This is a genomic window from Virgibacillus sp. L01 (assembly GCF_052246775.1).
In the GTDB taxonomy this organism is placed as follows: Bacteria; Bacillota; Bacilli; order Bacillales; family Amphibacillaceae; genus Lentibacillus.
Genome location: NZ_JBQQCP010000005.1, coordinates 1 through 20,324 on the forward strand (window position 1 = coordinate 1; position 20,324 = coordinate 20,324).

The window sequence follows — 20,324 nt, forward strand, 5'->3', positions numbered from 1 at the left end:
CGAAGGGATCCGTCTGCTTCCCGCGCTCGACTTGCATGTATTAGGCACGCCGCCAGCGTTCGTCCTGAGCCAAGATCAAACTCTCCATAAAAGTTCGTTTGATTATGATTGACACCAATCAATCATTGTTGTCTTAGCTTTAAAAATTGAAATCAGGGTTTAAAAGTTTAACTTTTTTAACCTGTTTTCTTGACATACTGGTTGTTTTGTTCAGTTTTCAAGGAGCAAAATGGGCCTGAGTGGACTCGAACCACCGACCTCACGCTTATCAGGCGTGCGCTCTAACCAACTGAGCTACAGGCCCATAAGTAAAAAATGGAGCGGGTGATGGGAATCGAACCCACGATATCAGCTTGGAAGGCTGAAGTTTTACCACTAAACTACACCCGCATATAAAATTCTGTTGAACTACTTAAAGATTTTCGGTGGTCGGGAAGACAGGATTCGAACCTGCGACCCCGTGGTCCCAAACCACGTGCTCTACCAAGCTGAGCTACTTCCCGTTAAAATGGTGCGCCCGAGAGGAGTCGAACCCCTAGCCTCTTGATCCGTAGTCAAACGCTCTATCCAATTGAGCTACGGGCGCTTTAAAGCGAGAAACTTTAATATACCATATACAGTATATATTATCAAGAAGTTTTTTTAATGCGGTCGAGAGGACTTGAACCTCCACGGGATAAACTCCCACTAGGCCCTCAACCTAGCGCGTCTGCCATTCCGCCACGACCGCCTAATCTTCATTAGTAATACTTGGCAAGATGGGAAGTAACTTGTCTGATACCACAAAGTAAAACGCCGTGAATAACCACAGCAATGGGAATTGTTAAATGCGGGTGGAGGGACTTGAACCCCCACGTCGTAAAACACTAGATCCTAAATCTAGCGCGTCTGCCAATTCCGCCACACCCGCAAAAGGTGGTGAGCCATGGAGGATTCGAACCTCCGACCCTCTGATTAAAAGTCAGATGCTCTGCCAGCTGAGCTAATGGCTCTTATAATGAATATAAATTTAATCCATAAAAAAATGGCTGGGCTACCAGGATTCGAACCTGGGGTACACGGGATCAAAACCCGATGCCTTACCGCTTGGCTATAGCCCAACAGTGGCGGTCCGGACGGGACTCGAACCCGCGACCTCCTGCGTGACAGGCAGGCATTCTAACCAACTGAACTACCGGACCCAACCGATTTATTTATTAAAATATATGATGACCCGTACGGGATTCGAACCCGTGTTACCGCCGTGAAAGGGCGGTGTCTTAACCACTTGACCAACGGGCCATAAAATGGCGGAGAAGGAGGGATTCGAACCCTCGCGCCGCTCACGCGACCTACACCCTTAGCAGGGGCGCCCCTTCAGCCACTTGGGTACTTCTCCGAATGGCTCCACAGGTAGGAATCGAACCTACGACCGATCGGTTAACAGCCGATTGCTCTACCGCTGAGCTACTGTGGAATAATCTAAAATATTTATCAAGGCAATTCAACCTTATTTTTTATGCTCGTCGTGTTGCAAGTTCAATTCAGTGAAGCAAGCACTCCTCGCAGACCTGCACATGGTTGCTAATTCAGTGATGTATGCGGTCAGCTACTGTGGAATAATCTCAAGGTAATTCAACCTTATTTTTGTGCTCGTCATGTTGCACAAATATAATAGCGACGAAAAACACTATACAATATATAACGTTTATTGTCAATAAGTTTATATAGTATAAATAATAAAATCGACACGTTTTTTTAAGCCTTATTTAATTTAACACGTAGGGCATATTTCGTCAATCTATTATTTGAAATTTGTCTATATCAATCATTATATCATACAGGCACAGGCAGAAACTATTGGAAACTTGACTTTCGTTAAAGAGATTCTTTATGAGAGCATATTGTATTTTCTTAGAACTCCATATACTTTTGGATTGCAAGCCTTAATATAGATAAAGAAAAAAGTCGTTAACTGCCTAAACTTCGACTTGTCCTTCATCCGCTAATAACTTCCCCCTGCATTTTCCACACCTGTATTTATTAACATCAATTCGCCTGGTACGCTTATATACTCTTGAACAGTTTCTACATATATAAATATGCTTATTATGTTTTTTTACAGAGGAGGGCAGTGGATTACAATGCCGTGGTGAGCCTGTAGTTTTCAATAAATTTTTAAAGTCTCTATCACCGTGCTTATACCCTTTTCCTTCTATATGAAGATGGTAATGGCAAAGTTCATGTTTAATGATACCTATTACTTCGTTTTCCCGCATTTCCATAGAGTACTTCGGATTCAATTCAATTACTCTTTTCGAGGGTAGATACCTCCCACCTGTTGTTCTAAGGCGATTATTATATCTGATGATATCTTTAAAAGGTTTATCAAAATATTTTACTGATAGTTCATTTACCAATTTATATAGTTCATTTTCATTTAACAACTTCATATAATCATTCCCAACATATTAACACAGCACTATATTACCATATATTTAAAAATTTTTATATCTACGTCTAAATTAAAATAATTGTAATTAAACATTGATTTTTGATAGTATTATATTATAATTGAATATGAGGTTAATATTGTAAAAGGAGAGGTGTTCTGTAAGTGAGTAATGAAAAGAAAAGAATGACAACAGCATCTGGTGCTCCGGTTGGAGATAACCAGAATTCAATTACTGCAGGTAATCGGGGTCCAACATTAATTCAGGATGTTCACCTTTTAGAAAAACTAGCACACTTTAATAGAGAACGTGTACCTGAGCGTGTTGTACATGCAAAAGGCGCTGGGGCACATGGTTACTTTGAAGTAACAAACGATCTATCAAAATACACAAAAGCATCATTCTTAAGTGAAGTCGGAAAACGCACACCAATGTTTATTCGTTTTTCAACAGTTGCCGGTGAACTTGGCTCAGCAGATACAGTACGTGATCCACGTGGCTTCGCAGTTAAATTTTACACAGAAGAAGGTAACTATGATTTAGTTGGTAACAACACACCAATCTTTTTCATCCGTGATGCTATTAAGTTTCCAGACTTTATTCACACACAAAAGCGTAACCCTAAGACAAACTTAAAAGATAAGAATGCTGTTTGGGATTTCTGGTCATTATCACCAGAATCACTGCATCAAATCACATACTTACATGGTGATCGTGGTATTCCGGCAACATTCCGTCACATGAATGGATATGGAAGTCACACTTTCAAATGGGTAAATGATAAAGGAGAAGCATTCTGGGTAAAATACCACTTCATTAGTGAACAAGGTGTAAAAGGTTTAGATGAAGATGTAGCAGGCGAAATTGCTGGAGATAACCCAGACTATCATGTGGAAGATCTATACAATTCCATTGACAATGGTGACTTCCCAGCATGGAAACTTTATGTACAAATCATGCCGTATGAAGACGCAAAAACATATAGATTTGATCCATTCGATGTTACCAAGGTATGGTCTCAAAAAGACTATCCACGCATCGAAGTAGGTCGCATGGTCCTTGACCGTAATCCTGAAAATTACTTTGCTGAAGTAGAGCAAGCTGCATTCTCACCAGGTAACTTTGTACCAGGAATTGAAGCTTCTCCAGACAAAATGTTGCAAGGCAGACTATTTGGTTACTCTGATGCACACCGTTACCGTATTGGTGCCAACCATCAGGAATTGCCAATCAACCGTCCAGTTAACGAAGTAAATAACAACCAGTATGATGGACAAATGCGCTATAGTAATGGCAGTGGTTCGGTTAATTATGAACCCAACAGTTATGATACTGAGCCAAAAGAAGACCCAGCCTCAAAAACAAGTCCATATGAGGTTTATGGAGAGGCTGACAGTGTGTCATATGACAGTGATGACCATTATACACAAGCAGGAGATTTATATCGATTAATGAGTGCAGATGAGAAAGACCGTCTCATCGATGCTTTCGTAGGTCATATGAAGCCTGTTGACAAAGATGAAATCAAATTACGTCAAATTGAACACTTCTACAAAGCAGATCCTGAATGGGGCGAAAGAATCGCAAGTGGTTTAGGATTATCTGTTCCAGAAGGCGTTAAATAGTTACAGTTAACCAAAAACAGCTGATTATCTTTTTGATAATCAGCTGTTTTTTTATTTAACCTTTATTTTCGATCATTGATAGTGCGATACGACCTTTTTCAACATCAATCTGCTCAACCCATACTGTAACAACATCACCTACTGAGGCGATATCCATCGGGTGTTTAACAAATTTGTTCGCCATTTTTGAGATATGAACAAGTCCATCCTGCTTTACTCCAATATCTACAAAAACACCAAAGTCTACTACGTTTCTTACTGTACCCTGCATTTCCATCCCGGGTTTTAAATCTTCCATACTCAATACATTCTGTTTTAATAATGGTTTAGGCAAATCATCACGTGGATCACGTTCCGGACGACCTAATGCATTCATAATATCCATTAATGTCGGTTCGCCAATCTCCAATTGATCAGCTATTTCCTTTTTGTCCAATTCATTAAATTTATCCCGCAATTTATTAGAACCAATATCCTCAAGCTCACAGCCTATCATTTGCAGAAGTTGTTTCGTGTGTTTATAACTTTCAGGGTGTATCGGTGTCCTGTCCAGTGGATTTTCACCATCCAGAATCCGTAAAAAGCCTATCCCTTGTTCATAGGTTTTAGCACCTAGGCGGGGAATCTTTTTTAATTGTTTGCGATTAACAAACTTCCCTTCCTCATTACGCTGGTTCACAATATTATTTGCTACCGTCTTGCTTAGACCTGCGACATATTGTAAGAGTGAAGTGGAAGCTGTATTAACATTAACACCCACTTGGTTAACCGCTGTTTCTACGACAAATGTTAATGATTCATTAAGTGCTTTTTGAGTGACATCATGCTGATACTGACCAACGCCGATTGACTTTGGATCAATTTTAACAAGTTCAGCCAGCGGATCTTGCACCCGTCTCGCTATAGATGCTGCACTACGCTCTTCAACCTTCAAATTTGGAAACTCTTCACGTGCCAATTTTGAGGCAGAATAAACACTTGCTCCAGCTTCATTGACAATGATATATGGTATATCCAGTGTGTGCTTCCCTATCACATCTGCAATAAATTGTTCCGTTTCTCTTGAAGCAGTTCCATTTCCAATTGCTATCAGCTCGATACTAAACTTGTTGATATACTGCATCACAGTCTTTTCTGCACCAGCTGTATCATTTTTTGGTGCTGTTGGATAGATTACACTTACTTCATGAACTTTTCCTGTTTCATCAACAACAGAAAGCTTACAGCCTGTTCGATAAGCTGGGTCAACCCCAAGAACAGTTTTTCCCTTTAATGGTGGCTGCAGTAGAAGGTTTTTTAGATTTTTGGCAAATACAGAAATTGCCTGTTCTTCAGCCTTTTCAGTTAAACTATTACGGATTTCACGTTCTATCGAAGGCTGGATTAATCGTTTATAGCTATCCCCGATAGCATCCTCTAAAATCTGGGCAGCTTCCGGGTTGCCTTGACTTTGTATCACTTTTTTCTGGAGATACTCGAGCACCCGCTCAGTTGGAGGCTGGACTGCTACCTTTAACACGTCTTCTTTTTCCCCGCGGTTTAATGCTAAAATACGATGTGAAACCATTGAGCGAATTGCTTCATCATAATCATAGTACATTTCGTAGACGCCTTTTTCGTCCTTCTCCGTTTTCTTTGCTTCTGCATGCATGGTACCACGTTTAAAGGTTTCCTCACGAATAAAATCACGGTATTCCGGGTCATCTGATATCCACTCGGCGATTATATCATTAACACCTGCTAGTACTTCCTCTGTAGTAGTTAGTTCATGCTCCTCGGAAAAATATAACTCAGCTTCTGCAGAAATACTCTTCAATTCTTGCTTCCAAACCATTTCCGCCAGTGGCTCTAGCCCCTTTTCTTTAGCAATTGTCGCCTTTGTGCGGCGTTTTTGTTTATATGGCCGGTATAAATCCTCTACACGTTGTAATTGTGTTGCCTGTGTAATGTCACGTTCGAGTTCTTCGGTTAGTTTCCCCTGTTCATCAATAAGCCGAATCACTTCCTGTTTTCGTTCAGCTAAGTTAACAGCATATTGATATTTGTCATGAATCAATTTGATTTGCACTTCATCAAGCCCGCCTGTTGCTTCTTTCCGGTAACGTGCAATAAATGGTACGGTGTTACCTTCATCCATTAATGCGATTACTTTTTTTACGGTAGCATTGTTTACTTCAGCTTCCTTTGCCACCCATTGTTCTAATTCAATTGACACAATCGGCTCCTCCTTTATGTACGAACTTATTCTATCAAAAAATGAACGGAATTGAAAAAGACCGGCATTTTAAGTCCGGCCTAATTCTCATATCTTATAGCTATTAAGGTTGTATCATCTTTTCTAACTTCTCCGTTAACGTGGTTTGCATAAGCATTAGTAACCTGGTTTACATCCTTATTCAATAGGAAACGTTGTGACAGGTCATTATCTGAAACACCATCTGAGAACATAATCAAATTCATTTCGGGATCCAGTCTGTCCGTCACAACTTTAAAAGGTCTGTGATAACCAGCCAGGTAACCTGCATTCGGTATATTTCGCTTTTTCTTACCATTCTCAGTAATCGTTAATAATCCAATATTACCAATAGATGAAAACGAATAAAGGCGCGAATGGAAATCCATTTTTAGAATCCCTATAACAGCACCTCGCTTACCAGTCAATTGTTGGTTGCTCTTCTTTATTAACTGTTCTACAGTTGTATGAACGTTGTCTTTGATGATATCAATTACGATTTGAGAAGATTCTTTGGCAAATTCGCCACTGCCTAATCCATCTGCCAGTGCGCAAATAAATTCATTTTCTGTTTCTGTATAGAAATAGCTATCACCACAATAGTACTGACCTTTTTTTGCTTTTTGGAAGATAGCTACTTCTACATTGTTCTCTTTCGTGCTCAATCAAAAACCTCCGTGCTCTCAGTCTTGATAGCCTCACGCAGTTTTCTTAGAGAACGGCGTTGAAGTCTTGAAACGTGCATCTGCGAAATACCAAGTAACTCGCCGGTTTCTTTTTGACTCAAATTATCAAAATAGGTGCAACGTAATATTTGTTGTTCACGCTCAGATAAAACAGGTAAAATCTTCTCCAGTAACATTCGCTGGTCTACATTTTCATAACCATTTTCACTGTTACCTACCAAATCAAGGATGGCTACTGTACTTCCATCAGAGTCAGCTTCAATTTTCCGGTCAACGGAAAGCGCCTTATAGCTTTTACCCATTTCCATTGTCTCCAGAATATCTTCTTCGGAGACTTCTAAGTAATCGGCTATCTCCTTCACTGAAGGTGAGTCCTGATTTTCGGTAGTAAGCTCGTCAACAGCTTTCTTAATCTTCGGTCCTAATTCTTTAATACGGCGTGGTACATGAACACTCCACGTCTTGTCCCGAATAAAACGCTTGATTTCTCCGATGATCGTTGGAATTGCAAAGGATTCAAATGATTTGCCGAATGATGCATCATACCTTCTTATAGCAGCAAGTAATCCAATCATGCCGACCTGTGCTAGGTCTTCGTGTATATTGCTGTTTTTCGAGTACTTTCTGGCAATAGATTCAACAAGATCGGTATAGGCAAGCACTACTTTCTCCTGTGTTACTTTGTCATCCGGATCCTGTTGAAGCTGCTCAATCCATTGGTATACTTCGCCTTTCCCTTTATTGTCTGGTTGAGATCTGGTCTTCATCTAGACCCACCTCAGCTTCATAAAGGTACTTAGTCATTAACACAATCACACCATCATTGTTATTAATTTCAACTTTATCCATTAATGCATCAATTAAGAAAAGCCCAAAGCCACCTTCACGTAGATTCTCAACAGGCTCTGAGTTCTTGTATGGGCCGATTCCTCCTTTAATTTGATTTAAATTAAAGCTGCCACCGTGGTCGGCTACCATCACTTCAAGACGATTATCATACACTCCGAATCCTACCGTTACCTCCCCATTGTCATCTTCCGTATAAGCATGATCAACAGCGTTTGTAATTGCCTCTGAAACGGCTACTTTCAGATCTTCTATATCCTCATATGTGAAACCCATTCTGTTAGCAATTCCTGATATACTTAGTCGGACAACACCAACATATTCTGCTTTAGCAGGAACCTTCATTTCAATAAAATCAAATTTGTCCATTTTGATTCCCACCTCTAATTGCAGTAGTTATATCAATAATTTCATCCAAACCAGTAATTTTGAACAACCGTAAAACACGATCCTGCACATTTACCAGTTTCAAATGACTGTTATTTTCTTTTGTAGACTTTAAAGCACTTATAAAAACACCAAGACCGGTACTATCCATATAATTAACATATTCAAGGTCTACCTCAACTAGTTGACTCTCAATTCTGGTAAGCGGCAGTAAAGACTCTTTTAACTGTGGTGCTGTGTAAGCATCTATTTCACCAGACAGGCCAACAATAGATTTAGCACTTTCTTCTGAAACCTCAACCTTTAAGTTCATCGCCATCCTCCTTGAAACAATATATCTATTTATATATAAAAGCTTTCTTTAGTAACAAAGGACTATACCCAGAATAAAAAAGGATTAAACTTCTTTTCGCAAAACAATCAAGGTAAAGTCATCGCGTAATTGAAAGTTTTGCAGGCGTTCAAAATGCTTATACACCCCATTAACAAGCTCTTGAGCTGGCAAATGAGCATATTGCTTAATAACATCCAATACTTCCTCACTTTCAATAAAACGATCTCCTTGCCGGCACTCTGTAACGCCATCCGTTAACAGTATAACCATATCACCCTTTTTGATTATCCGCTCATATTGTTTGTACTTGGTATCTGCAGAAACTCCGAGTACCAGACCTTTCGCTTCTATCTCTTCAAACGTGTCACTTTGGGCATCATAATAAAATCCAGGTTCGTGGCCTGCTGAGGAGTATCGGAGCTTGCTTAAATCTGGGATATATTGTGCATAAAACATCGTAATAAACATGCTTGGATCAACATTTCGTTCAACTACGCGATTCAAATTTTTTAAAATCGATTTTGGACTCATGGTTGCCTCCGGAAAACTATCCATCGAGTATTTAATCATAGACATACATAATGCAGCTGGTATGCCTTTACCAATAACATCTGCAACAGCAATTCCCAGCGAACCATCCTTACCTTTAATAAAATGATGGTAATCACCATTCATTTGATGCGCCGGAACACTGATGACACCCACATCCAAATCATCAATAGTAGGTTTAGTAGTAGCAAGCAACGTATCCTGCATACCAGCAGCAACAGAAATTTCCGATTTCAGTTCGGATTGTTGTTCTCTCAATGTCTGGTATTCCTGATGTGCCAATCCATAAGAAATCATCGTTTCCAGTAAAAAATCCATGGAATGCCGAATGTGTTCTGGAATTTCCTCATAAAGTTCTGTTAGTGCCTGAATATGAAAATTCACAATTTCTTCTGGCGGAATGCTGTTTTTAATGAATGTCTTGCTAATTTGTTCAGCTCCATAAAGTGATTGTTCATCTTGGGTATTAATGTAATGTTTTAATAATTCTTTATAGTTAACTGCATCCAATTTTAGGGCATCCATGCATTCGTTCCTCCCCCGTTATAACTCTATAATTTCAAAAGGGGAGACTTAATTTTATTCTCCCCTTTTTTCTATTTATCATTATCGCACCCATTTGATGGTTCTAATTTCTGTCCCTTTTCCATCCTCTGATCTTATATCGAACTCGTCCATTAGCCTTTTGACCCCAGGCAGCCCGGCACCAAGTCCACCAGATGTAGAATAACCATCCTCCATTACTTGGCTTATGTCCTTAATTCCTGGACCACTGTCAAAGGAAAATATGCTCATCCCCTTTTGATTAATATTATCAATCACTTCAAAGCAAATTTTGCCGTTCTCCGTATATAAATATATGTTTCGAGCTAACTCAGATATTGCTGTCGCAATACGTGCCTGGTCTACTGTACCAAATCCGGTTTTTCTTGCGATGTCGCGGCCAAGCTGGCGTGCAGCAACAATATCCCACTCTTTTTGAATAGTAACACAGGATTGGAGATCCATACTCATTCCCCCAATTCCTGATGCAGTTTTACCAAGCCTTGTTCCAGATCTAAAGCAGTTGGAACATTTCGTAAATGAATTCCCAAATCAATTAATGTCATAGCAACTGCAGGCTGGATTCCTGTCAATACTACTTTTGCCCCCATAAGATCTGACATTGTAACGACATCACCTAATACCTTGGCTATAAATGAGTCAATTACTTCTACAGATGTTAGATCAATAACTACGCCTGATGAACCACTTTTGTGAATTTTGTCCAACAGGTCTTCCTGAAACTGTATTGCTGTATTATCATCAATCTCTGTCTGAATTGAGATCAGTAAATAATTGTGTAATTTTAATATAGGTATCCGCACACTATCACTCCTTACCGATGGATTCAATCATATCTTCAATTTTCTTGTCTTCGGTATTCATGTCGACTACTTTTCTGTTTGTAATTTCAAGTGCAGTGGTAAACCCTTTTTTCAGCGAGCTTTTGGTAGGAAATTTACCTAAATCAATCCCAAGGTTTACAATTGTTTGTGCAATTTCAGGGCGAATACCTACAAGGATGCACGTTGAACCTATTAACCGAACCGCTTCTGCTGCCTGTATAATGTGATGGGCAACCATGGTATCAACAACAGGAACGCCTGTAATATCCATTAGAACAACCTCTGAATTATGTTTCATTACACCTTCGAGCAGGTTTTCCATAATTAACTTTGCACGTTCAGTGTCGATCGTTCCAATCAAGGGCATTACCGTAATATTGTCCATAACCGGAATTAATGGTGCAGACAATTCCTGAAGCGCGACACGCTGCAGCGAGACAATGTGTTCCCAGCTACCTGAATACTCATTTACCAATTGTCGAATTATCGGTTCTGTCCAAGCATCTACACTCCTCAATACCTGTGAAATATAGTCTGAATCAACTTGTTCGGATTGAGCGAGAATGAAGTCAACTGTGACGCGTCTAAAAACTTGTAACCCGTCGGTAATATAGCTTAACGGCCAACCTAAATTTATCAGTTTTTCAGAGAAATCCTCCAGATGTTTTGTGGAACCTTGATCTTTAATACTTTTAAAAATAACGTTCACAAATTCTCTATTAGTACTTTCAAATAATTCATCTGATACATTTGATGTATAATTCCCATTTTTTAAAGAGCCTATCTCACCCATCCACATATTTACTATTGAATCACTGTTTTCCAAGGCAATTTTTTTAAATTTTTGGTCCATTGGTTTACCTCCCACTAACACGTTAATCAATGTTTCCTAGTAAATTATTAAAAAATTTAATATATATCAATAATACCAATTCAATTTGGTTTTATCATGGAATTTTATTTTTTTCAAGAAACATGTATAGTAATGCTATTTATTGTAACATAAAATCGATTTGTACATGTTCACACTTAGATTAATAAATTTTACAACAAAAAATACCCCTGCTTCATTTATCGGAAGGGGGTATCACGATTGATCATACATTTCCTTAAGTCCTAGACTTATTTCCAATGCCTTATCAATTTTTTCCATCATTTTATTATCTAACTTTGTAATTTTATCCGTTAAGCGTTGCTTATCTAATGTTCTAATTTGTTCTAGCAAGATGACCGAATTACGATCGAACCCATACCGCTTTGCATTAATCTCCACGTGTGTAGGGAGCTTGGCCTTTTGAATCTGCGCAGTAATGGCAGCCACAATAACCGTTGGGCTAAATCTGTTTCCGATATCATTTTGCAGGATCAATACCGGGCGTATGCCTCCCTGCTCTGATCCAACCACAGGGGATAAGTCAGCGAAATATACTTCGCCTCTTTGAACGATCAAATGCTTACACCCCGATCACAGAGCGCTCTAGGGTGTTTTTTTCAGCCTCCTCTTCAGCTTGGAAAGCTTCGGAAGCAATTGTTAGATTAATTCTGGCCATTTCTTCATATCCTTGCTGCATAGATTCGCGAAATTGTTGAATATGCTCATCTTTCTTATGTTCCAGATAGTTTCTTGTAGCTTGACATATGAAATCACTGAAATCACTATTTTCATATTTCATTAATCCATCCACCTCGTTTAATAGGTTTTTTGGTAATCGTACTAAGATCTCTTGTAAGCTCTCTGACAAAACCATACACCTCCGCCAACTGTTGAACGACCACTATTTAACTCTTTTTTAATAATATCATTGTAGCCCACGGTTTGCAAAGGTATATAAAAATATTTTTAATAAAAAGTTTAGCAGTTAAGTCAATTTCATAAATTCTTGTGATTTTCATTTATCCGATGCTTTTACAAACTAAATGCATTATTGTTCATTAATTCAAAGTACTACTATCGTTGTTTGGAGCGGAGGGCGGCGACTCCTGCGGGGATAGCAAACGTTTTTTTGCGATTGCAGCGAAGCGAATGAGCATGAGCCTTGAGACCCCGTAGAGCGACTAAATGATGGCCGACTAAAACCGTCCTTTGCGGAAAGCGTCCGACTGCAGTGGATCAACAAGCCTAGCACATTTACAAATAGTTTGGATTCACTGCTTAATTATTGAATTATGAAATTGACTCAGTAAAAGAAAAACATAAATACTTATACTTTCCTACTAAGTAAGTGCAACTGACGCTTTTGCCATTAAATTTCGACGATAATCCCAGTTTTCTAAAACATTAATTCCTCATGGTATATAATATTTTGAGATTATTATATTATGCCATTTCCCTAAAAAAATAAAAGATGCTGTCTTACTTTCCTTTGTGTATTCTTGGTACGCGATTGGTAATCATGCAAGGTATCTCATAATTTATCGTTTCCAAATGTGCCGCAACTTCATCAACTTCGATTTCTTCATTATCCTGCTTTCCTACTAGCGTTACCTTTGTACCTACTGGATATTCACTATTCATCTTAATCATCGTTTGATCCATACATATTCTTCCAACAATAGGCATTCGCTTTCCATCTATTAATACATCCATTCCTTGTAATTTACGAATCCACCCATCCGCATAACCAATGGGTATTGTTCCAATCCACTCATCGTTTGAGGCGACATATGTCGCACCATAACTAATCGATTCACCAGGTGCAATTTTCTTTACGTGAATTAATTGGCTGTTTAAGGAAAATGCAGGTTTCAAATCAATATGACGTTCTCTTTTGACTGTTTCTGATGGATACAGGCCATACATAGCGATACCAAACCTAATATAGTGATACATATTTTCCGGGAAGCGGATAGATGCAGCACTATTACCAACATGGATTATTACAGGATCTGTCCAGATAGTATTAAACACATTCAGTAATTGTTCAAAACGCTTTTTTTGCGTCTCAAAATAGGATAAATCAGGTTCGTCGGCAGTGGCGAAGTGTGTATACACTCCGGTAAGGTTTATTCTCTGATCACCCTGCAATTCCTCTACGATCTCTTTCAGCTCATCAGCTGTACGTATGCCTACTCTCCCCATGCCGGTATCCCACTTCATATGCAGTTTTAATGGATGATTTAGTACAGAATCTTTCACTTCACAGAGCCAATCTTTCTGAAAAAATGTCAGGGTTATATCCTGTTCAGCAGCTATTGGAGCATCCTTTGGAGAAACTCTACCAAATACTAGAATCGGTGCTTTAATATTAGCATTACGTAATACCAAGGCTTCCTCCAGCAATGCCACCGCAAGCATACCTGCACCTGCCTCAAGCGCTTTCCTGGCAACTTCTGCACCACCATGGCCGTATGCATCAGCCTTCACTACTGCCATCACGTTGCTATGTTGAGGTAGCTTCTTCTTAATTTGTTCAATATTATAAGCAATTGCATCCAGATTCACTTCAGCCCACGTATCTCGGTATATTACGTCTGCCACGGCGGAAATCTCTCCTCTCCTTAACTTGTATTATCCATATTTTATCTTATTCTTCTAAAAATAAAAAGCAGACCCCCTCTCCTTATGAGTCTGCTTACTACTATTCATTTACTTCACTTCTTTGCCTTGAACGGACTTTGCTACATTAATTAACTGTTCTTTAGTCAACTCATCACTGGCCAGGATAAAGTTCATCCCATTATTGCTCCACTCTATGGTACTTCCGGAAAGAGCTCCAATTGAGTGTCCAAGATTCACTATTTCACCATCTACTACTTGCGGAGAAGACATAGTTGGTATTACTTCCATTTTCTCTTCAATTAGCGTAAAGTTCTTTTCGCCAGAAAACGTCATGATTACACGTTGACCGTTTTCAAGTTCAACTTCTTTTTGTTCAACTAATTCAGAACCGGCCATATTCAGTGGATATACAACTGTAAACGCATCTGCTTCTCCATCACCAGAAACTGGAGCATCCGTCAATCCGGTTGTCATATTTTTCTCCATCGAGAAATCGTCATCGTTGAAGGTTGGTTCTGTATTAAACTCGGAAAAGTTAACTTCAACCAATGCCTTTTTATCCTTATCCAATACTTTTACCATGACTGGCGTATATGTTTTCTTATCAAAATAAATTTCTTGATATGGCAAGTTATTGTTGCTTTGATAATTTGTCTTAGTCTCGAAAATATAGTAATTATCGCTTACCTTAAAAGAAGCTTCTTTATCTTTCATAACATCATTAACAAGTGATTGAAACAGATATGGTTGACTGCCATTTTCAGGCCACTCTTTTTGAAACTTAAAGCTTTTGTTTAACGCCGGGGAAAGAACAAAAACCCCGTCTTCATTTTTCAGGATAATTTGGCTGCCTTTTTTATCCTGATCATTCGTTAATTCGACTCGATAGAAATCTTTTTTCTTATGCCAGATGTTTATGTTGTACTTTTGATCTTCCTGTCCAGTATTCATTTTCATTTCGGCCTTTGCTTTATATCCATTCATTGCCTCGAGCTTGGATTCTAATTTCTCAACAACATCTTCCTGAGATTTTTCACCACAGGCTGCAAGTACAAGGATTAAGCCGAAGACAATTACCATCCAAATCCCAAACTTTTTTTTCATGGACATATCTCCCTTGTCTCATTTCACTCTTTTAACGAGCTACGGACTTAACAGGAGGAAAATTATTGTCATCAATTAAACTCTAAATGTACGATATACTTCACCGATACCCTCAATTACATCGGAGGCCATTAAATCATTTACAGAGTGCTCTTTTGCTACTAGTATGTCAGCAGCTGATCCATGGACAAAGCATGCATTGCAAAGTGCCTTAAATACACTCTGTTTCTGCATTACCATTGCCAGAATGATTCCGGATAACACATCACCACTTCCACCTTTAGCCAGTCCAACATTTCCAGTTCTATTTACAGATTGTTCTCCTGCTGGTGTCGTAATAATAGTAAATCTCCCTTTTAATACGACATAAACATGGTATTTTTCTGCAAATATCTTTGAATATGTGAAAGGCTTGACCAAAAGCTCATGTACGGAAATATTCAAAAGCATAGCCATTTCACCCGGGTGCGGCGTTATGATCGTTGGGAACTGTCTATTACCGACCAAATCAAGGAGTGACGTTAAGTGGTATAAACCATCTGCATCCACAATAAGCGGACACATTGCTTCTTCCACCGTTTGTCTGACTAGATTACCAGTTACTTGTTGCCGGCCCATACCCATACCCAATGCTACTGCATCAAAGCTTTTAAATGGTATAGAGATATCATTGTTCAAGTTACCATTCGTCTCACCTAGTTCCAGGTAAGTAGCCTCCATACAGTGTGATGCTGCTACTGGTATGACTTTTTCAGTCGTGCCTGCTGTAATTAACCCCGAACCAGTACGCAAGGCAGCTTTTATAGTCATTGTAATTGACCCCGGCATTTCTGTATTACCACCAACTACCAGCCCTCTTCCATGATTTCCTTTATGAGCATCTGTTTTCCGTGTAGGCATGCTTTGTCTAAACAGATTCTCTGTCCAGCTAGCCCGTTTTACGTTATTTTGCAAAGCTTCTAACGGCAGCCCAATTGAAACAGTATCCCATTTTCCATAGAAAGATGCAGTATGTTGCAGAAACGCACTTACTTTAGGTGCTTCTACAATCACAGTATAGCTGGCTTGTACCGATTGAAAGTCACGTATCCCCTCATCAGCAGGAAGCCCGGATGGGATATCAACAGAAATCACAAGTTTAGCTGTTTCATTTATAATGGACACCATTTCAGCAATTGGATTACGAAGCATTCCGCTCACGCCTATCCCTAAAATCGCATCAATAATTACATCTGAATTCCGGACCAGCTCATGTATTTCTGAAGGCTCCTGGCTGACAATCACAGACCCTCCAAGTGATAAAAGCAGGTTTTTATGGTAAAGCGCATCCCCTGTGATTTTTTGATTTGGCACAACCTGTACAACAGTTATGTGATAGCCTTTGTTTAAAAGAGTCCTTGCTATAACAAATCCATCACCACCATTATTCCCACTGCCTGCAAAAATGCAGATGTGATCTGGCTTCTCAATAATAGATTCTATTTTTCCTGATACAGCCCTCCCGGCATTCTCCATTAATAACTTTCCATCCAGCCCGATTTCGTTCATGGTATATCGATCGATATCGTACATTTCATTCGCGGTGACAATAAACAATTTGTTCCCTCCTGCCCGCACTAAAATATATGAGACAACCCTAACAATTATGCAAAATCTCCAATTAGTTGTTTGCTTCAATTACTACCTGTGCGACTGCATAATCTCTACTATGCGTAATAGAAATCAAAATAGCACAGTCCTGAAATTGGCTTGCTTTTATTCCTGGAGCACCATTCTCATCAGTAACTACTTCTATATCCTGAAAGCTTAATTCACCAATTCCTTTACCTGTTGCTTTTGCGAAGGCTTCTTTGGCAGCAAATCTTCCAGCAAGATACTCGACTTTTCTTCTTTCATTCGTTAATTGGCTAAAAAAAATCTTCTCATTTTCTGTTAGTACTCTTTCTTCAAGACGCCCACTTCTCTCCATACTTTTTCTAATTCGATCCAATTCAATTATGTCAATTCCAATACCTTTTATCATAATTCATTCTGACCCTTCCATATGTATAATGCATATCGTTATATTTATCAGACGTATTTTAGTAAAATTAAAATGGTCATACAAGGCATGATAATCACTAAAATAACTAACAACTATTTATTAACTATCAAACTGTTCTTGTAAGGAGGTATGCCGTTGTTCATCCGCACGGAAAGAAGTATTAAAGAATTTATTCAATTTTACCCAATAGTCGCAGGACTTATAATTATCCACCTTGTTCTATGGCTGGTTACAGATTTCTTACCTTTGCCTTTTGGAGATCAATTATATAGTTGGGGTAAAGGTAACAACTTTTACATCAGTCAAGGTGAATACTGGCGATTACTCACATCTATCTTCCTTCATGCTGGTCTAATGCATGCGCTCTTTAATTCATTTGCACTTGTCCTATTTGGACCAGCGCTGGAACAAATGCTTGGTAAATACAAATTTATATTTGCATACATTGGAGCAGGCCTGATAGGAAATCTCGCAACATACTTTCTGACACCTACTGTATATTATCAGTATGTTGGAGCATCCGGTGCAGTCTATGGATTATTTGGAGTCTATATTTATATGGTAGCACTCCGAAAACATTTAATCGACCAGACAAACTCACAAATCATTCTAACAATTTTTATTATTGGATTGGTTATGACATTTATCCAGCCAGGAATAAACATTTACGCGCATATTTTCGGGTTTATCGGTGGCTTCGCATTAGCGCCATTGGTGTTAACCAAAGCCCAGCCCTTCTCTCCTTGGCGAAACAGACGTTACCGAGATGATGATTCAGTACAGTTTAACCCAAACCGCTGGAAAAAAAAACGTATTCCAAAACAAGTATACTCTAAAATCCTGTGGGGCTTTCTCGGAGTTTTGATAATACTTGGTCTGATAGGCAGAATATTTTAGGTTAGAAAACTCGACTTATCGCCAAGCCTTAATGGCGACAGCCTTAGTTGCACTTATGCAGTAAGAAAGTATTTATACTTTCTTAACTGCTAAAAAATAAGAAAACACACTAATTAGCCAATAACTAGTGTGTTTTTCTTTATGGTGAAAAGATTGTGCCTTTTTCTAAGCAATAGATCTTAAGGAAATTAAAATAAACTGCGACGTAATGCGGATACTTGAGTGCTATGACACCACTTCGGAAATACACTACGCGCACCTTAGGGCAACGCTTCAGCTTCCTCGGAAGCAAAAAACTGCGTGGTCAGGGTGCCACACTAAACACTACCTGTTCTCCTTAGTCTGCGTCACAGTTTTTATCGATGGCAACAAACTTTTCTATTTACGATAAGAATACCAATCGGCTAATTGGTCTGTATGAGATTCGTTCATTTCTTTGATTATAAAATGCTTACCCATACCCATCTTTCCTATTATTGAAAGTCTCATGGTGGCTAACTTCTGCTTAGCCTGCAACAAGTATTGCTTCTTCTCAAAAGCCTGTATACGTTTATGGTACATAATTACTGTGTTTTTACTAAAAGTTCGATAACGGATAGTTAAGCGTTGGTCATTCTGATAAAATCCGCCATCTTTATGTCTTAAAAATCCCAAATAAAGACTGCCTATCAGCAAAAGAATTGGCACCCATACAAACTGTGTGAAAAAGTATCCAATCCCAGCTCCAATTATGATTACTGGTAACGAAGAACGCAGCAGGTAAAATTTACGAGCGCGCTTTGGAAGTGGTGCCAGGTTCTGAATCTCTCCAGTATTTTCCGGTAAAAATGTATTGAAAAAGTCATCCACTTCGTTAGCCTTCATGATTGGAAATAATATCGATGAAAAATCTTCACCTTTATCTATTGATCCGCCTGCTACTTCTGCAAATATCGTTACATAACCGAGCGGCTGCCTGATAATGCTTTCCTGTATGCCTACTGCCTGTATTCTTTTTAATGGAATAGTCACTTGTTTCTTCTCCAGTAATCCGCGGGTAATAAATAATTCATTTTCATTTTTAGTAATAGTGAAATTTCCATACTTTATCATCGTACCAGCAATTCCTAATAGCCAAAGGAAGATTAATAAAACGATAACGAGCACTACTATAAAGATAATACTTAGCCCAATTGCCCACTCGACTGTACTATCGTAATAATGATCAGGTATGAATTGTTCCAGTTCTGAGAAACCAAACGCCATTAGAGCGAAGATGACGCCTATACTTCCAGAAGTGGATCCTGCTAAAAATAACCGTTTAAAGGTAATCCTTAATGAAGGATTCGCCACCTCTATATATTCATCATGTACATCTGTGTGTCTTGTGCTGGCCGTTTTTAATTCCTGACGCAACGCTTCCCCTTCTGTCCGCTTGACTGCTTTAAGAGAAGCTTCTGCACCATTACTGCTTCCTGCCGTTTCAATTTGAACCTTTGTTAATTTAAAAATTCGATGGATAACTCCTGAAGTCAGGTCAATGGACTGAATACGATTTTTAGAAATATAGCGCTTTTTCCGAATAAATATACCGTATTCAATTCGAAGTTCCTCATCTTCAATTCGGTATGTATAGCGATACCACGATAGAATACTAAATGTTAGCATTAAAATAAAAATACCTGACGCAATTAATATGAAATAAAACAGTGAATCATCCTTAAATGTGATAAACCCTAGAACAAGTGCAAAAAGCGATTCGCGCAGCACCTTAATAAAATTGAAGAATATAGCTGCCGGGTGCAGCCTTTTCTGATTAAACATCATCTTCGTCCACCCTTGCAAGTGCTGAAATACGATCTCTTAGCTCAGAAGCATCCCCATCCAGTAATGCGGGTATTTCATGTGTTGTAGCTGCAGTTGAAATAGTCACACTTGCCAGTTGGTACTTTTTTAAAATTGGCCCTTGTTGTGTATCGACATGCTGTACACGTATCATCGGAACTAGTGTCCGTGACACAATAAGTATCCCATGCTGAATATATATTTCCTGATCAAATACCTCGTAACGCCATCTTTTCCAGCGTAGCTTCGGAAATAGAAAGACAAATAAGTACGTGCATAGTCCACTAACAACTAAAGCTACTACTGTAAACCAATTTGAAAACTTAAAAATATACGTTAAAACAGCTAGTCCAATGGTAACCAACCAAAGAAACCCAACATAAATCCATGCAGTTATTTTCCACGCCTTTATTGCATCAGTCGCAATTGTATTAACTGGTGGCTGTCTCATATAACTCTACCTCACCTTTCTTTTT

The 20,324-nt window shown here is 38.9% G+C and carries 20 protein-coding genes, 12 tRNA genes and 1 rRNA gene; 2 read left to right on the plus strand and 31 right to left on the minus strand.

What is annotated here, in order from left to right; all coding sequences use genetic code 11:
* The 14 genes from ACTWQM_RS10425 to ACTWQM_RS10490 form a co-directional block, all read right to left on the minus strand.
* Positions 1 to 91: ribosomal RNA gene (locus ACTWQM_RS10425) — 16S ribosomal RNA — on the minus strand; the annotation flags it as partial.
* Positions 92 to 230: 139 nt separating this feature from the next.
* Positions 231 to 304, minus strand: a tRNA-Ile gene (locus tag ACTWQM_RS10430).
* 12 nt (positions 305 to 316) lie between these two features.
* Positions 317 to 390 (minus strand) — tRNA-Gly (locus tag ACTWQM_RS10435).
* Positions 391 to 426: 36 nt separating this feature from the next.
* A tRNA-Pro gene (locus ACTWQM_RS10440) sits at positions 427 to 503 on the minus strand.
* A 6-nt stretch (positions 504 to 509) separates the two neighbouring features.
* Positions 510 to 586 (minus strand) — tRNA-Arg (locus tag ACTWQM_RS10445).
* Between the two features lie 60 nt (positions 587 to 646).
* Positions 647 to 730: transfer RNA gene (locus tag ACTWQM_RS10450), tRNA-Leu, on the minus strand.
* 98 nt (positions 731 to 828) lie between these two features.
* Positions 829 to 910, minus strand: a tRNA-Leu gene (locus ACTWQM_RS10455).
* Positions 911 to 916: 6 nt separating this feature from the next.
* Positions 917 to 992 (minus strand) — tRNA-Lys (locus ACTWQM_RS10460).
* A 33-nt stretch (positions 993 to 1,025) separates the two neighbouring features.
* Positions 1,026 to 1,100 (minus strand) — tRNA-Gln (locus tag ACTWQM_RS10465).
* 4 nt (positions 1,101 to 1,104) lie between these two features.
* Positions 1,105 to 1,181 (minus strand) — tRNA-Asp (locus ACTWQM_RS10470).
* A gap of 28 nt (positions 1,182 to 1,209) precedes the next feature.
* Positions 1,210 to 1,281: transfer RNA gene (locus ACTWQM_RS10475), tRNA-Glu, on the minus strand.
* 6 nt (positions 1,282 to 1,287) lie between these two features.
* A tRNA-Ser gene (locus ACTWQM_RS10480) sits at positions 1,288 to 1,378 on the minus strand.
* 3 nt (positions 1,379 to 1,381) lie between these two features.
* Positions 1,382 to 1,456: transfer RNA gene (locus ACTWQM_RS10485), tRNA-Asn, on the minus strand.
* A gap of 502 nt (positions 1,457 to 1,958) precedes the next feature.
* Positions 1,959 to 2,432, minus strand: coding sequence for a SprT family protein (locus tag ACTWQM_RS10490; RefSeq protein WP_443258115.1), 474 nt, complete (start codon positions 2,430 to 2,432; stop codon positions 1,959 to 1,961).
* Positions 2,433 to 2,617: 185 nt separating this feature from the next.
* On the opposite strand from ACTWQM_RS10490, the gene ACTWQM_RS10495 reads away from it, so the two are divergent.
* The gene (locus ACTWQM_RS10495) at positions 2,618 to 4,057 is read left to right on the plus strand and encodes a catalase (protein ID WP_443258385.1); all 1,440 of its coding nucleotides are present in this window, start codon (positions 2,618 to 2,620) and stop codon (positions 4,055 to 4,057) included.
* Between the two features lie 55 nt (positions 4,058 to 4,112).
* Here ACTWQM_RS10495 and ACTWQM_RS10500 read toward each other — a convergent pair whose 3' ends face one another.
* The 15 genes from ACTWQM_RS10500 to acpS all read right to left on the minus strand — a co-directional run bounded on the left by ACTWQM_RS10500 (position 4,113) and on the right by acpS (position 17,106).
* A complete protein-coding gene (locus ACTWQM_RS10500) occupies positions 4,113 to 6,272 on the minus strand; it encodes a Tex family protein (RefSeq protein WP_443258116.1) in 2,160 nt (719 codons plus the stop codon).
* Between the two features lie 80 nt (positions 6,273 to 6,352).
* The gene (locus ACTWQM_RS10505) at positions 6,353 to 6,955 is read right to left on the minus strand and encodes a SpoIIE family protein phosphatase (protein ID WP_443258117.1); all 603 of its coding nucleotides are present in this window, start codon (positions 6,953 to 6,955) and stop codon (positions 6,353 to 6,355) included.
* Entirely contained in the window at positions 6,952 to 7,743 is a 792-nt protein-coding gene (sigB, locus tag ACTWQM_RS10510) for an RNA polymerase sigma factor SigB (RefSeq protein ID WP_443258118.1), read from the minus strand. Before sigB ends, ACTWQM_RS10505 begins: the two co-directional genes overlap by 4 nt.
* A complete protein-coding gene (gene rsbW / locus ACTWQM_RS10515; RefSeq protein ID WP_443258119.1) occupies positions 7,715 to 8,191 on the minus strand; it encodes an anti-sigma B factor RsbW in 477 nt (158 codons plus the stop codon). The genes sigB and rsbW overlap by 29 nt, the downstream gene beginning before the upstream one ends.
* Positions 8,178 to 8,522, minus strand: a complete 345-nt coding sequence (locus tag ACTWQM_RS10520) for an STAS domain-containing protein (RefSeq protein WP_443258120.1) — start codon at positions 8,520 to 8,522, stop codon at positions 8,178 to 8,180. The genes rsbW and ACTWQM_RS10520 overlap by 14 nt, the downstream gene beginning before the upstream one ends.
* An 84-nt stretch (positions 8,523 to 8,606) precedes the next feature.
* Positions 8,607 to 9,617 carry a PP2C family protein-serine/threonine phosphatase gene (locus tag ACTWQM_RS10525; protein WP_443258121.1) on the minus strand — a complete coding sequence of 337 codons (1,011 nt, stop codon included), beginning with the start codon at positions 9,615 to 9,617 and terminating at the stop codon, positions 8,607 to 8,609.
* Positions 9,618 to 9,698: 81 nt separating this feature from the next.
* Positions 9,699 to 10,100 (minus strand): anti-sigma regulatory factor, encoded by a 402-nt coding sequence (locus ACTWQM_RS10530; protein WP_443258122.1) that lies wholly within the window; start codon positions 10,098 to 10,100, stop codon positions 9,699 to 9,701.
* 2 nt (positions 10,101 to 10,102) lie between these two features.
* Positions 10,103 to 10,459, minus strand: a complete 357-nt coding sequence (locus ACTWQM_RS10535; RefSeq protein WP_092494230.1) for an STAS domain-containing protein — start codon at positions 10,457 to 10,459, stop codon at positions 10,103 to 10,105.
* Between the two features lie 4 nt (positions 10,460 to 10,463).
* Positions 10,464 to 11,333 carry an RsbT co-antagonist protein RsbRA gene (locus tag ACTWQM_RS10540; protein WP_443258123.1) on the minus strand — a complete coding sequence of 290 codons (870 nt, stop codon included), beginning with the start codon at positions 11,331 to 11,333 and terminating at the stop codon, positions 10,464 to 10,466.
* Positions 11,334 to 11,567: 234 nt separating this feature from the next.
* Positions 11,568 to 11,930, minus strand: a complete 363-nt coding sequence (locus ACTWQM_RS10545; RefSeq protein ID WP_092494228.1) for a type II toxin-antitoxin system PemK/MazF family toxin — start codon at positions 11,928 to 11,930, stop codon at positions 11,568 to 11,570.
* A gap of 4 nt (positions 11,931 to 11,934) precedes the next feature.
* Positions 11,935 to 12,222, minus strand: a complete 288-nt coding sequence (locus ACTWQM_RS10550) for a CopG family ribbon-helix-helix protein (RefSeq protein ID WP_092494227.1) — start codon at positions 12,220 to 12,222, stop codon at positions 11,935 to 11,937.
* Positions 12,223 to 12,833: 611 nt separating this feature from the next.
* Positions 12,834 to 13,958 carry an alanine racemase gene (gene alr / locus ACTWQM_RS10555; protein ID WP_443258124.1) on the minus strand — a complete coding sequence of 375 codons (1,125 nt, stop codon included), beginning with the start codon at positions 13,956 to 13,958 and terminating at the stop codon, positions 12,834 to 12,836.
* A gap of 108 nt (positions 13,959 to 14,066) precedes the next feature.
* Positions 14,067 to 15,083 (minus strand): LolA family protein, encoded by a 1,017-nt coding sequence (locus tag ACTWQM_RS10560; protein ID WP_443258125.1) that lies wholly within the window; start codon positions 15,081 to 15,083, stop codon positions 14,067 to 14,069.
* A 75-nt stretch (positions 15,084 to 15,158) separates the two neighbouring features.
* Positions 15,159 to 16,679 (minus strand): NAD(P)H-hydrate dehydratase, encoded by a 1,521-nt coding sequence (locus ACTWQM_RS10565; protein WP_443258126.1) that lies wholly within the window; start codon positions 16,677 to 16,679, stop codon positions 15,159 to 15,161.
* Between the two features lie 64 nt (positions 16,680 to 16,743).
* Positions 16,744 to 17,106 carry a holo-ACP synthase gene (acpS, locus tag ACTWQM_RS10570; protein ID WP_443258127.1) on the minus strand — a complete coding sequence of 121 codons (363 nt, stop codon included), beginning with the start codon at positions 17,104 to 17,106 and terminating at the stop codon, positions 16,744 to 16,746.
* 156 nt (positions 17,107 to 17,262) lie between these two features.
* On the opposite strand from acpS, the gene ACTWQM_RS10575 reads away from it, so the two are divergent.
* Entirely contained in the window at positions 17,263 to 18,024 is a 762-nt protein-coding gene (locus ACTWQM_RS10575) for a rhomboid family intramembrane serine protease (RefSeq protein WP_443258128.1), read from the plus strand.
* A gap of 378 nt (positions 18,025 to 18,402) precedes the next feature.
* Here the strand turns inward: ACTWQM_RS10575 and ACTWQM_RS10580 are convergent, their stop codons facing one another.
* Entirely contained in the window at positions 18,403 to 19,827 is a 1,425-nt protein-coding gene (locus ACTWQM_RS10580) for a PH domain-containing protein (protein WP_443258129.1), read from the minus strand.
* Positions 19,820 to 20,299: a PH domain-containing protein gene (locus ACTWQM_RS10585; protein WP_443258130.1), complete on the minus strand. Its 480-nt coding sequence runs from the start codon at positions 20,297 to 20,299 to the stop codon at positions 19,820 to 19,822. The genes ACTWQM_RS10580 and ACTWQM_RS10585 overlap by 8 nt, the downstream gene beginning before the upstream one ends.
* Positions 20,300 to 20,324 lie beyond the last annotated feature (25 nt).

Bases quoted from the DNA above. Each gene is read 5' to 3' on its own strand.
- ACTWQM_RS10490 (WP_443258115.1), bottom strand. From the start codon at position 2,432: ATGAAGTTGTTAAATGAAAATGAACTATATAAATTGGTAAATGAACTA.
- ACTWQM_RS10495 (WP_443258385.1), top strand. From the start codon at position 2,618: ATGACAACAGCATCTGGTGCTCCGGTTGGAGATAACCAGAATTCAATT.
- sigB (WP_443258118.1), bottom strand. From the start codon at position 7,743: ATGAAGACCAGATCTCAACCAGACAATAAAGGGAAAGGCGAAGTATAC.
- rsbW (WP_443258119.1), bottom strand. From the start codon at position 8,191: ATGGACAAATTTGATTTTATTGAAATGAAGGTTCCTGCTAAAGCAGAA.
- ACTWQM_RS10520 (WP_443258120.1), bottom strand. From the start codon at position 8,522: ATGAACTTAAAGGTTGAGGTTTCAGAAGAAAGTGCTAAATCTATTGTT.
- ACTWQM_RS10525 (WP_443258121.1), bottom strand. From the start codon at position 9,617: ATGGATGCCCTAAAATTGGATGCAGTTAACTATAAAGAATTATTAAAA.
- ACTWQM_RS10530 (WP_443258122.1), bottom strand. From the start codon at position 10,100: ATGGATCTCCAATCCTGTGTTACTATTCAAAAAGAGTGGGATATTGTT.
- ACTWQM_RS10540 (WP_443258123.1), bottom strand. From the start codon at position 11,333: ATGGACCAAAAATTTAAAAAAATTGCCTTGGAAAACAGTGATTCAATA.
- ACTWQM_RS10560 (WP_443258125.1), bottom strand. From the start codon at position 15,083: ATGAAAAAAAAGTTTGGGATTTGGATGGTAATTGTCTTCGGCTTAATC.
- acpS (WP_443258127.1), bottom strand. From the start codon at position 17,106: ATGATAAAAGGTATTGGAATTGACATAATTGAATTGGATCGAATTAGA.
- ACTWQM_RS10580 (WP_443258129.1), bottom strand. From the start codon at position 19,827: ATGTTTAATCAGAAAAGGCTGCACCCGGCAGCTATATTCTTCAATTTT.
- ACTWQM_RS10585 (WP_443258130.1), bottom strand. From the start codon at position 20,299: ATGAGACAGCCACCAGTTAATACAATTGCGACTGATGCAATAAAGGCG.